10 protein-coding genes are annotated in these 13,548 nt (G+C 38.2%); all 10 read right to left on the bottom strand.

The window, feature by feature from the left end:
• Nucleotides 1-8: 8 nt before the first annotated feature.
• Nucleotides 9-290, bottom strand: a complete 282-nt coding sequence (locus tag ACXVYO_RS23340; protein ID WP_000582364.1) for a DUF503 domain-containing protein — start codon at nt 288-290, stop codon at nt 9-11.
• Entirely contained in the window at nt 287-2,347 is a 2,061-nt protein-coding gene (gene infB / locus ACXVYO_RS23335) for a translation initiation factor IF-2 (protein WP_000036353.1), read from the bottom strand. Before infB ends, ACXVYO_RS23340 begins: the two co-directional genes overlap by 4 nt.
• Nucleotides 2,348-2,351: 4 nt before the next feature.
• Entirely contained in the window at nt 2,352-2,663 is a 312-nt protein-coding gene (locus ACXVYO_RS23330; RefSeq protein ID WP_001286520.1) for a YlxQ family RNA-binding protein, read from the bottom strand.
• Nucleotides 2,664-2,936, bottom strand: coding sequence for an RNase P modulator RnpM (gene rnpM, locus ACXVYO_RS23325; RefSeq protein ID WP_000071127.1), 273 nt, complete (start codon nt 2,934-2,936; stop codon nt 2,664-2,666).
• A gap of 11 nt (nt 2,937-2,947) precedes the next feature.
• Nucleotides 2,948-4,054 carry a transcription termination factor NusA gene (gene nusA, locus ACXVYO_RS23320; protein WP_000102596.1) on the bottom strand — a complete coding sequence of 369 codons (1,107 nt, stop codon included), beginning with the start codon at nt 4,052-4,054 and terminating at the stop codon, nt 2,948-2,950.
• Nucleotides 4,055-4,071: 17 nt separating this feature from the next.
• The gene (gene rimP, locus ACXVYO_RS23315; RefSeq protein ID WP_000359099.1) at nt 4,072-4,542 is read right to left on the bottom strand and encodes a ribosome maturation factor RimP; all 471 of its coding nucleotides are present in this window, start codon (nt 4,540-4,542) and stop codon (nt 4,072-4,074) included.
• Between the two features lie 332 nt (nt 4,543-4,874).
• Nucleotides 4,875-9,176, bottom strand: coding sequence for a PolC-type DNA polymerase III (locus ACXVYO_RS23310; RefSeq protein WP_458468587.1), 4,302 nt, complete (start codon nt 9,174-9,176; stop codon nt 4,875-4,877).
• A gap of 124 nt (nt 9,177-9,300) precedes the next feature.
• A complete protein-coding gene (locus ACXVYO_RS23305; RefSeq protein ID WP_000814321.1) occupies nt 9,301-11,001 on the bottom strand; it encodes a proline--tRNA ligase in 1,701 nt (566 codons plus the stop codon).
• Between the two features lie 109 nt (nt 11,002-11,110).
• Nucleotides 11,111-12,367: an RIP metalloprotease RseP gene (gene rseP, locus ACXVYO_RS23300; RefSeq protein ID WP_001090236.1), complete on the bottom strand. Its 1,257-nt coding sequence runs from the start codon at nt 12,365-12,367 to the stop codon at nt 11,111-11,113.
• 17 nt (nt 12,368-12,384) lie between these two features.
• A complete protein-coding gene (gene dxr / locus ACXVYO_RS23295; RefSeq protein ID WP_000790371.1) occupies nt 12,385-13,527 on the bottom strand; it encodes a 1-deoxy-D-xylulose-5-phosphate reductoisomerase in 1,143 nt (380 codons plus the stop codon).
• Nucleotides 13,528-13,548: the final 21 nt, after the last annotated feature.

Below are 13,548 nucleotides of genomic sequence, written 5' to 3'. Positions count from 1 at the left end.
CACCTCATTCAATACCATTCCAATTGTGTTATTGTACGTTCAATTTCAGGAAATGAATCGATGTACTCAAGTACACGATTCATTTCTTTTTCACAAATAACACGATTAGAGGATACAGAAACAATTGCAATTTCTGTACGTTGCCATACATCTTGATGCCCTACTTCTGAAACAGCTACATTATAACGCTGCTTCACACGAGTTAGCACCCGTTGCAAAATTGCTCGTTTCTCTTTTAAAGAATGCACATCGTAAATCATACACTCGAATGAGAGTGAAGCGATAATCATCGCTTCACTTCTTCCATAATGTACGCTTCAATGATGTCCCCTTCTTTAAGATCATTATATCTCTCAATTGTAATACCACACTCATAGTTTTGTGCAACTTCTTTTACGTCGTCTTTGAAACGTTTTAACGTATCAAGTTGTCCTTCGAAAATTACTACGCCATCACGGATAATACGCACGCCACTATCACGTGTAATTTTACCGTCAATTACGTAACAACCTGCTATTGTTCCAACTTTTGTTACTTTGAATGTTTGGCGTACTTCCGCTTGACCGATTACTTTTTCTTCGAATTCTGGATCCAGCATACCTTGCATTGCTGATTCGATTTCTTCGATTACTTTATAGATAATACGGTGTAAACGAACATCAACATTCTCTAATTCAGCTGTACGCTTCGCATTCACATCAGGGCGTACGTTAAATCCAATTACAATTGCATTAGATGCAGAAGCTAAAATAACATCAGATTCTGTAATCGCACCTACGCCTGTATGGATAATTTTAACTTTAACACCTTCAACATCAATTTTACGAAGTGACGCTGCCATTGCTTCTACAGAACCTTGTACGTCTGCTTTCACAATTAAGTTAATTTCTTTTACATCGCCTTCTTGGATTTGTTGGAATAAATCTTCAAGGCTTAATTTAGATTTCTCACCACGCTGAGCAAGTAACGCTTCTTGTGCACGTGATTCACCGATTTGACGAGCTTTCTTCTCATCAGCGAATGCCATGAAACGATCTCCCGCTTGTGGTACTTCGTTTAAACCTGTAATTTCAACAGGAGTTGATGGTCCAGCAACTTTTACACGACGACCAATGTCACTTACCATTGCACGAACACGTCCGAATGAAGTACCAACAACGATTGGATCTCCAACTCGAAGTGTACCGTTTTGAACAAGTAATGTCGCGATAGTTCCTTTACCTTTATCAAGCTGTGCTTCGATTACAGTACCAGTTGCATAGCGGTTTGGATTTGCTTTATATTCTTCTACTTCACTTACAAGAAGAATCATTTCTAATAAGTTGTCAATTCCTTCACCTTGAATTGCAGAAATTGGTACGAAAATTGTATCTCCGCCCCAAGCTTCTGGAACTAATTCATATTCTGTTAATTCTTGCATTACACGATCAGGATTTGCCGCTGGTTTATCCATTTTATTCACAGCTACAATAATTGGTACTCCAGCTGCTTTCGCATGGCTAATTGCTTCAACTGTTTGTGGCATAACACCGTCATCAGCTGCAACAACAAGGATTGTAATATCCGTTACTTGCGCACCACGAGCACGCATCGTTGTAAATGCCGCGTGACCAGGCGTATCTAAGAATGTAATCTTCTTGTCATTTACTTCAACTTGGTATGCACCAATATGCTGAGTAATTCCACCTGCTTCGCCTGCAGTTACTTTTGAATTACGGATAGAGTCAAGTAAAGTTGTTTTACCATGGTCAACGTGCCCCATAATTGTAACTACAGCTGGACGCTCTTTTAAGTTTTCTTCATCATCTTGCTCATCGATGAATGTTTCAAATTCAGTTTCACTAACAACTACTTCTTCTTCTACTTCAATACCATAATCAGTAGCAATTAACTCAATTGTATCTTTATCTAAGTCTTGGTTAATTGTTGCCATAATTCCAAGCATAAAGAGCTTCTTAATAATTTCAGACGGCTCTTTGCTTAATTTTTTAGCAAGCTCACCTACTGTAAGACTTCCAGAGAAAGTAACTTTATCTGGTGTTTCTACAGTTTGTGTTTGTTGTCTTCCAGCAAAGTTATCTTGACGTTTGTCTTCATTTCCTTTGCCTTTTTTCTTTTTCTTATTGCTGTTCTTTTTACTACGAACAACTTTTTCTTCTACTTCAAACTCATCTGCAACAGAAGGTTTTTCAGTTTGATACGCATTATCTAATTTATTTACTACTTCATCTTCTAACATTGTCATATGATTCGAAACCTCGATATTCATTTCTTTTAGTTTTGTCATAAGATCTTTACTTGAGATATTATGTTGTTTTGCATATTCATGCACTCGAATTTTACTCATACCTTCACCCCCGGTAATTTGTATCGAGCATGCTACGCAGCTTTTTCGCAAAGCCTTCATCTAACACAGCTACAACGACTCGCTCATCTCTCCCAATCGCATGCCCTAATTGTTGTCGATTTTCGACCTTTCTCATTGGTACGTTGTAATACGTCGTTTTATCCATGATGCGTTTTGTAGTATTTGCTGACGCATCTTCAGATAGCAATACAAGCTTTGCTTTGCCACTTCGTACTTCTTTTAAAACAAGTTCTTCACCCGAAATAATTTTCCGAGCCCGGTTTGCTAGTCCTAAAAACGATTTCCAATCGGACACTTATTTCGACTCCTTCTCAACAAGCTCAAGAAGCTCTTCGTATAGAGAACCGTCGATTTTCGCTTTTAGATGATGTTCCAAAACATTTTTCTTTTGAGCTTGAAGAATACTTTCTTTATCTTTTGATAAATAAGCACCTCGTCCTGATTTCTTTCCAGTTAAATCAATGGACACTTCTCCCTCTTTGGAACGAACAATGCGAACGAGCTCTCGTTTTGATTTCATTTCTTGCGTTGCAACACATTTTCGTAACGGAACTTTTCGATTGCTCATACTCATCACCTCTATTCGATTTCGTCTTCAACTGAATCGAATCCGAATGCGATTACGCTATCTTCTTCTGTTACAATACCAAGTTGTTTCGCATCAGACTCACTCTTAATATCAATTTTCCAACCTGTTAATTTAGCTGCAAGACGTGCATTTTGTCCACGCTTACCAATAGCTAATGACAGTTGGTGGTCTGGAACAACAACAGTTGTTGCTTTTTCTTCTTCATCTACAAGCACTTTAACAACTTGTGATGGGCTTAAAGCATTTGCAACATATTCTACTGGGTCATTTGACCAGCGAACGATGTCAATCTTTTCGCCTTTTAATTCGTCTACAATGCGTTGTACACGTTGTCCTTTCGGTCCTACACAAGAACCTACTGGATCAACATCAATGTTCTCTGCATGTACAGAAATTTTAGAACGATCGCCAGCTTCACGTGCTACAGAACGAATTTCAACAGTTCCATCATAAATTTCAGGAACTTCCATTTCGAATAAACGTTTTAAAAGACCAGGATGTGTACGTGATACGTAAATTTGTGGTCCTTTAGTTGTTTTTTCTACTTTCGTAATGAATACGCGAATACGATCATGTGGTTTGTACTGTTCGTTTGGCATTTGCTCACTTACAGGTAATAAAGCTTCTACTTTCCCTAAGCTTACATAGATGAAACGAGCATCTTGACGTTGTACGATACCCACCATAATATCTTCTTCACGGTCACTAAACTCAGAGTAAATAACACCACGCTCTGCTTCACGCACTCGTTGTGTTACAACCTGTTTTGCAGTTTGTGCTGCAATACGACCGAAATCTTTTGGTGTTACTTCAATTTCTAGTACGTCACCATCTTGATAGTTTGGATTAATTTGTCTTGCTTCTTCAACAGAAATTTCAAGACGTGGATCAAACACATTATCAACAACGTCTTTACGTGCTAATACTTGAATTGTTCCCACTTCTGGGTTAAAGCTCACACGAACGTTTTGTGCTTGGTTAAAATTGCGTTTATAAGCAGAGATTAACGCTGCTTCAATCGCATCAATAATAATATCTTTGCTAATTCCTTTTTCTGACTCTAATACGAGCAAGGCATCTAACAACTCAGTGCTCATGAAGATCCCCCTTCTAACTAAAACGTAACAGCAAGTCGCGCATTTGCAACTTTGTCCATTGAAATTTGGATTTCTTTTTTACGTGTTTTAATTGTTAATAATAGTGTAATTGTAGTACCATCGTAGGAAAGTAGTTTTCCTTCAAACATTTTTTCACCATCAATCGGCTCATATGTTTTAATTGCCACTTGTTTTCCTACCGCTTGCTGGAAGTCTTTCTCTTTCTTTAATGGGCGTTCCGCTCCAGGAGATGATACATCCAAAAAGTAAAGATGAGGAATTGGATCCTCTTTATCTAAAGCTTCGCTTAAACGTTCACTTACCGCACCGCATTCTTCAATGTCGACTCCCTTTTCAGAATCGATGAATACGCGTAAGAACCAGTCTTGTCCTTCTTGCACATACTCTACATCTACAAGTTCAAGATTTAACTCTTCAACGATTGGCTGCGCAAATGCTTCTACAACTTCTGTGACTTTCTTATCCATAAACAGCCTCCTTCCTGCCGTCATGTACCATTTACAAGAAAAGATTCCGTCCATAAAACGGTCTATCTTATTCTTTCTCGTTAGCTAACAAAAGCCCCTGCCGTTAAGCAGGGAATATCTGTCTTAGTATTACCAAATTTAAGAAGTAAAACTTGTAACAAAATATGTATATACGACAGAAATTTCTTACCTCTCCACATCAATAAAACGTAGATAGTAACACGAAAGAGTGGGTTTCCCCACTCTTTTTTTTACACAATATACTTGACATGGTTATCTCGGTTAATAGTATACCATAGCAAATGTTGATTTGCAAAGACTTTTCCTACCTATTAGAACAGTGATAACTGGTTTTGATCAGGTAGATCGCCTAAGCAACCTTGACTATCTAAATACTCAATAATTGTTTTCGAAACCTTACTGCGCTGCTGTAAATCTTCTTTTGATAAGAAATCTCCATTTTTGCGTGCTTCTACAATACTTAAAGCTGCGTTTGTACCAAGTCCAGGCACTGCATTAAATGGAGGAATTAAAGTATCCCCATCAATAATAAATTCTGTTGCATGCGAACGGTATAAATCAACCTTTTGGAATGAGTATCCACGCTCACACATTTCAAGTGTCATTTCTAGTACTGTTAATAAACTTTTCTCTTTCGGCGCTGCATCCAAACCTTTTTGTGCGATTTCATCAATTTTTACACGTATAGATGCTGAGCCTTTCGCCATCGCCTCTACGTCAAAGTCATCTGCACGAACTGTAAAGTATGCCGCATAGAATAGAAGCGCGAAATGCACTTTAAAATATGCAATACGTACAGCCATAAGTACGTAAGCAGCCGCATGGGCTTTAGGGAACATGTACTTGATCTTCTTACATGAATCAATATACCAACCCGGTACATTATTACTTTTCATGTCCTCTTCCCATTCTTCTGGTACACCTTTACCTTTACGAACCGACTCCATGATTTTGAAGGCTAATGATGGGTCTAAACCTTGATAGATTAAATATACCATGATGTCATCACGACAACCGATAACTTCACTCAGCGTACATGTACCGTTATAAATTAACTCGTTTGCATTACCAAGCCATACATCCGTACCATGCGATAGTCCTGAAATTTGGACTAACTCAGAGAATGTCGTAGGCTTCGTCTCTTCTAACATCTGCCTTACGAATTTCGTACCAAACTCTGGTATACCAAGTGTACCTGTTTTACAGTTAATTTGTTCTTCCGTTACACCTAACGATTCAGGTCCTGAGAAAATTTTCATTACTTCCGGATCGTCTGTTGGGATTGTTTTCGGATCAATACCACTTAAATCTTGTAACATACGAATAACAGTTGGATCATCGTGTCCTAGTATATCAAGTTTCAATAAATTATCATGAATCGAGTGGAAATCAAAGTGTGTCGTTCTCCACTCAGCACCTATTGAATCTGCCGGGAACTGGATTGGTGAAAAATCAAAAATATCCATGTAATCAGGCACAACTATAATACCACCTGGATGCTGTCCAGTCGTACGTTTTACACCGGTACATCCTGATACTAAGCGGTCAATCTCTGCATTTCGAATCGTTAAGTTATGATCATTTGCATAACCTTTTACATACCCATAAGCGGTTTTTTCCGCAACTGTACCTATTGTACCCGCACGGTAGACATAATCTTCACCGAACAGTACTTTCGTATAGTTATGGGCACGTGGTTGGTATTCCCCGGAGAAGTTCAAGTCGATATCGGGTACCTTATCTCCTTTAAATCCAAGGAACGTTTCGAACGGAATATCATGTCCATCTTTCACGTATGGAACATTACATGCAGGACATTCTTTATCCGGCAAGTCAAAACCAGAACCTACAGAACCATCATTAAAGAATTCTGATTGCTTACACTTCGGACATACATAGTGTGGTGGTAATGGGTTTACTTCTGTAATTTCCATCATCGTTGCAACGAATGAAGAACCTACCGATCCACGCGAACCTACTAGATATCCGTCTACTAACGATTTTTTCACAAGCTTATGTGAAATTAAATAAATTACGGCGAATCCATGCCCAATAATACTTTTTAATTCTTTTTCTAAACGCGCTTCTACAATTTCAGGTAACTCTTCACCATAAATGCTACGCGCCATTTTATAACTCATATCACGCGTTTCATCATCTGCACCCTCAATTTTCGGTGTATATAGATCATCTTTTACTGGATGAACATCACCAATTAATGATGCAACCTTTTGTGTATTCGTTACAACAATTTCTTTCGCAACGTCTTCACCTAAGAATGAAAAACACTCTAACATTTCATCCGTTGTACGGAAATGTACAGGCGGTAATGAATGTCGGTTTAACGGATTGGCTCCACCCTGCGAACTAACTAAAATTTTGCGATACATTCCATCCTCTGGCTCTAAATAATGCACGTTTCCTGTAGCAACAACTGGTTTATCTAACGTCTCACCAAGTTTTACTAAATTAGAAATAATTGTTTTTAATTGTCCCTCATCTCGAACAAGTTCACGCTCTACTAAATGACGTAACACCTCTGGAGGCATTACTTCAATGTAATCATAGAACTGCGCAATTTCTTCTACCTCTTCAGGAGCTTTTTGCATCATCGCCTCAAACACTTCACCTTTATCACAAGCCGTTCCTACTAAAATTCCTTCACGATATTTTTTTAATAGTGACCTTGGTACTCGTGGTACTCGGTAAAAGTAATTTAGGTGAGAATAGGAAACAAGTTTATATAAATTTTTCAATCCTACATCTGATGTGGCAAGTAACGTCATATGACTTGGGCGTCCACGCTTATACGCATCCCCTTGCCCCATGCTATCATTTAATTGATCGTGATATTCAAATCCCTTTTCAATCACATCTTTTAACATTTTCACAAGTAAGTATCCCGTTGCTTCTGTATCATAAATCGCACGGTGATGTTGCGTTAATTCAATATCAAGCTTTTTACACATCGTATTTAATCGATGGTTTTTCATTTCTGGGAATAAGAATCTTGCAAGTTCTAACGTATCAATAACAGGATTATTCGTTTTTTCTAGTCCAGCCTTTTTAAAACCTACGTTAATAAAGCCCATATCAAAACTTGCGTTATGAGCAACAAGTGTATGGTCGCCCATCCATTCTTCAAACTTTTTAAACACTTCGTCCACTTCTGGTGCATCTGTTAACATATCATCTGTAATACCTGTTAATTCAATAATCGTCGCAGATAATGGTTGATGTGGATTTGCGAAAGATTCAAAGCGGTCAATAATTTCGCCGCCTTTTACTTTTACAGCCGCTAACTCGATAACAGTATCATATACAGCTGATAAACCTGTCGTCTCAACGTCGAAAACAACATACGTTTCCTCTGCAAGTAAACGATGCGCTTCGTTATATGCAATCGGTACACCATCATTAACTAAATTCGCTTCTACACCATATATAACTTTGACCCCAGCCTTTTTACCCGCAGAATATGCCTCTGGGAAAGACTGTGCAACAGCATGGTCTGTAACAGCAATTGCCTCATGTCCCCATTTACCTGCTTGGGCAACAAGTCGAGAAACAGGCGTAACAGCGTCCATTTGGCTCATCGGTGTGTGAAGATGCAGCTCTACACGTTTTTCACCTTCTGGCGCTTTATCTTTACGAGACGGTCCTGTTATTTCATTAATATCATTTGCAATCATTACTAAATCTCGAACAAATGTATCATTTTGAACAGAACCACGCGCTTTCACCCACATTCCTTTTTTCAAGGATTGCAGCATAGGAATATCTTCTTTATCACGTGAGAACATTTTGATCATAATTGAATCCGTATAATCTGTTATTTTTAGCGTTAATAACGTACGGCCACTACGAAGCTCTTTCGTTTCTACATGGAAGACATACCCTTGAACTGTTTTTCTTCTTTCTTCATCTTGAATTTCTCGCATCGGTGTAATCTCTTCGTCTGGCTTAATAAGATACCCAAGCACAACCGGTCCTTCATGCACAACGCTACTTTCTTCAGCTTGCTTCTTCGCCATTTCTTCCATAGCTTGTATAACACGTTCACGGTCTTCTTGCTGCGTTTGTTCACGAAACTTTTGCATTTCTTCTGTATTTTGCTGTATATGTGTGTCTAACTGAAAACGCGGGAATCCAAAAGCTTCGTATTGATCCCCTACTGGTTTCGCAACGTTTTTCTTTAAAGCAGTAGATTCCAGCTCGTTATTCACATTTATTAGCAACTTCACTCCATTCACCTGCGGAAGCTGCTTCTTTAAATAAGCAAACATAGGTGAAAATGTAATTCGTTCCGTACAAAGCGGCCAATACGCCCTCACTTCTTCTTCTGTAAATTGTTTATTCTCTGTTTCTAATGCAAATGTTGTTCTTGCAATATGAGAAAATGATTGCTTAAGCTTTGTTTCTAGCAATTCATATAATTCTGTAGGCAAAATACGTGGCACTTGTAAATCAAAATGCCAACTTTTATTCGCTTTATCAATAACGAGCCTTTCAATACCACCGCCTTGTAAATATTGATTTATAAGGTCATCTGGTATTTGCAACTGCTGGAGCAAAATTTGAAATCGCTCTTTTTGTTCATTTGTTAAAGACATAAGCACTCTCCTTCCATTTGCTATTATAAATTGAAACGTACTACAAAGAAAGATTTCTCCCTTCTTCTTTTGCAAAATACGTTTACAAAGAAAGAGAAGGTACCTCATTGCGAGGTACCTCTTCTTATTTTAAAATATTTGCAATATATGTTTGAAGTTCTTCTACTTTCACTTCTTCAGACTCACCTGTAGCACGTACTTTCACTTCTACAATACCTTCGTCTGCTTTTTTACCAACTGTCACACGAACTGGAAGGCCGAATAAATCTGCATCTGCAAATTTAACACCTGCACGTTCTGCACGATCATCTAGTAATACTTCATATCCTTGCTCTTGTAATGAGTTGTAGATATTTTCACCCATTTCACGTTGCGCATCAGATTTCATATTTACTGGAATTACATGCACATGGAATGGTGCAACAGCTTTTGGCCAAACTAAACCGTTCTCATCATTAAACTGCTCTGCGATTGCTGCCACCGTACGAGATACACCGATACCGTAACAACCCATAATAAGTGGTTGTGTTTTTCCGTTTTCATCTAGGAATGTTGCGTTCATTGCTTCACTATAACGAGTTCCTAATTTGAATACATGACCAACTTCAATTCCGCGTGCGAAAAGAATTGTTCCGTTTCCGTCTGGAGATTGGTCTCCTTCTTGAATGAAACGTAAATCTGTATATTGACTTACTTTAAAGTCACGTTCTGGATTTACATTTACATAATGGAATCCTTCTTCGTTCGCCCCTGAACATCCGTTAACAATTGATGCTACAGCATGGTCAGCGATAATTTCGATGTCACCTGTTACACCAATCGGTCCTAATGAACCAACTTCACAATGTAATAGTTCTTTCACTTCTTCATGAGAAGCAAGCTCAACAACTGAAGCACCGTATACATTTTTCACTTTTACATCGTTTACTTCATGATCACCACGAACAAGTACAACCACTAATTTCTCATCTACTTTAAATACCATAGACTTAATACACTTGTCAGCTTCAATGTTTAAGAATGCAGATACTTCTTCAATTGCTTTTTGATCTGGTGTTGCTACTTTTTCAAGTGCCTTTTCTGCTTCGTCACTCTTCGTATACGTAGCTACAACAGGAGCCATTTCGATGTTCGCTGCATAATTAGATGTATCAGAGTATGCAATTGTATCTTCACCAACATCAGATAATACCATAAATTCATGTGTATCTTTTCCGCCCATTGCTCCAGAATCAGCAATAACCGCACGGAAATTCAAGCCACAACGAGCAAAAATGTTAGAGTATGCTTTGTATAAACGATCATACACTTCATCTAAGCTCTCTTGTGTAGCATGGAAAGAGTATGCATCTTTCATTAGAAACTCTCTTCCACGTAATAAACCGAAACGTGGTCTTTGTTCATCACGGAATTTTGTTTGAATTTGGTATAATGTTAAAGGTAATTTTTTATATGACTTCACTTCATCACGTACAAGATCCGTAATTACTTCTTCATGTGTCGCCCCTAATGCGAATTCACGAGCGTTACGATCTTTCATACGCATTAATTCAGATCCGTAAGAATACCAACGTCCTGACTCTTGCCATAATTCTGCAGCTTGCATTGCTGGCATTAATAATTCTACAGCACCTGCGCGCTCCATTTCTTCTCGAACGATACGTTCTACTTTGTGTAATACTTTTAAACCAAATGGTAGAAAACTATAAATACCAGAAGCATTTTGACGCATAAAACCTGCACGAAGTAATAACTGATGACTCTTAATCTCCGCATCAGCTGGAACTTCACGTAATGTAGGACTGAATACCATACTTTGTTTCATTTATTCGCACCTCTTCATTTTACTCTTATACGCAGTAAAACCCCTCACCTCGAGTTAGGTGAGGGATTTTATTCTACGATCTCTATTTCATTATAAGTTTCACTTTATTTTACAAGAAAAACTTACGAATGTCATTCCAAGTTACAACTAACATTAGTAACATTAATAATGCAAAACCAATAAAGTGAACCATGCCTTCTTTTTGGCGGTCAATTGGTTTCCCTCGTAACGCTTCAATTAAGAAGAAGAACAAACGTCCACCGTCTAAAGCAGGGACTGGTAGTAAATTAAATAAACCAAGGTTAATACTTAAAACTGCTGCTAAACTTAACACACGTGTAAATCCATAATCTACCACTTGATCTGTTAGATTATAAATTCCTACTGGACCTGACAACTCATTAATAGAGAATTGACCAGTTACTAATTTCACAAGAGACTCAAAAATTAGTTTTGTCCATTGGTATGTTTGTTCAAAACCTGATTTAATAGAACCCATTACTGTTTTCTCTACTGGAGAGTAAACACCAATTCTACCAACTTCTTCTTTACCTTCTTTATCGAGCGTTGGCGTTACTTTCACATTAAACTGTTCACTATCACGCTTTACTTGTAACGTAATTTCTTTATTTGGGTTTTCACGTACAATAGAAACAACATCTTTCCATGTACTTGTGTTTTTCCCATCGATTGCTTGAATTGTATCATTTTCTTTTAATCCAGCTTGCTGTGCTGCACTTTTCTCCATCACTTTTCCGACCATTGGCTTGTCAACGGGAACACCTTGTACAAATCCAAGAATCACAAAAATAACAAATGCTAAAATGAAGTTCATCGCAGGACCCGCAAAGATTGTTAAAGCACGTTGACCCAATTTCTTGGAGCCGAACTGCCTATTATACGGAGCAATTTGAATTTCTTCACCAGCAGTAATGATACGAGCCTTTTCATTCACTCGGAATGTTTGAAGATCTTCCTCGTACTCTTCATAGCCCGAAATTGTTAAATTATGCTCTAAATCAGCTTGTTCGACTTCAATGACACGAACATTTGGATACTTTTCATATCCATCAAAAACTAATTTCGCAACTTCGTCTTTTTCATTTAATACAAGGCCAACCTTTTTACCAGGCTTTAACTCTACTGTGTCTGCATCCTCGCCAGCCATTCTTACATAGCCACCAAGGGGCAGTAATCGAATCGTATACACCGTTTCATTCTTTTCAAATGAGAATATTTTCGGACCAAAACCAATCGCAAACTCACGGCATAAAATACCTGCTCTTTTTGCGAAATATAGATGCCCTAGCTCATGGAAAAATACGAGTGCACCGAAAATTAATATAAAGGCAATCGCTGTATTCAATTCCATAACCACCTTTGCTAAATTTGTTCCATCACAAACCGTCTTGTGGCTGCATCAATTTCCAGAATTTCCTCTAAGCTCGGACGTGCAATGACATTGTGATGGTTCATTGCTTTTTCAATGAGGTCTTCCACTGTTAAGAAACCAATTCTCTTTTGTAAAAAAGCTTCAACAGCTACTTCATTCGCTGCATTCATTACAGCTGGCATACTTCCACCTGCTTTTCCAGCTTCATACGCAAAACGTAGGCAACGGAATCGTTCTTGGTTCATTTTCTCAAAATGCAACGTTCCTATTTCCCATAAGTTTAACTGTTTCGTGTCTGAAAGAGGCAATCGATCAGGATATGTAAGTGCGTATTGAATTGGTACTCGCATATCAGGTGAGCCAAGCTGTGCCATTACACTACGATCTTCAAATTCAACCATAGAATGGATAATACTTTCTTTATGTAAAACAACATCGATTTGCTCATAAGGGATACCAAAAAGCCAATGTGCTTCAATTACTTCTAGCCCCTTATTCATCATTGTAGCAGAATCAATTGTAATTTTCGAACCCATTGACCAGTTTGGATGTCGAAGCGCATCTTCTACGGTCACATGATGCAATTCATCTCTCGTTTTATCACGGAAACTTCCACCAGAAGCCGTAATAACTAGTCGAGAAATTCTTTTTTCATTTTCACCATTCAAACATTGAAAAATAGCTGAATGTTCACTATCTACTGGAAGTAACGAAACATTATGTTTTCGCGCTGCTTCCATTACAAGATGCCCTGCAGTTACTAACGTTTCTTTATTTGCAATTCCAATTGTTTTTTTCGCCTCAATTGCACGAAGTGTTGGTAACAACCCTACGCTACCTACAACAGCATTTACTACAATCTCCGCATCTGGATGTAATGCTACTTCTAAAAGCCCTTCACTACCATATACAACTTTTGTATTACCAGAAACAGCTTGTAATTTTAAAACATCTTCCTCTCTTTGCACAGAGACGATTTGCGGAGAAAATTCTTGAATTACCTTTACTGCGTAGTCAATATTTTTCCCTACAGAAAAAGCAACGAGACGGAATTGGTCTGGGTGCGAGCGCAATACATCTAAAGTTTGTGTACCAATTGATCCGCTTGCACCTAATAAACTAATGTTTTTCATGGATCCAACCCCTCGTTCATT

Source organism: Bacillus sp. BC08, assembly GCF_054326875.1.
Note: the sequence above shows the minus strand (reverse complement) of the source record. Positions and strands in the feature narration are given on the sequence as shown.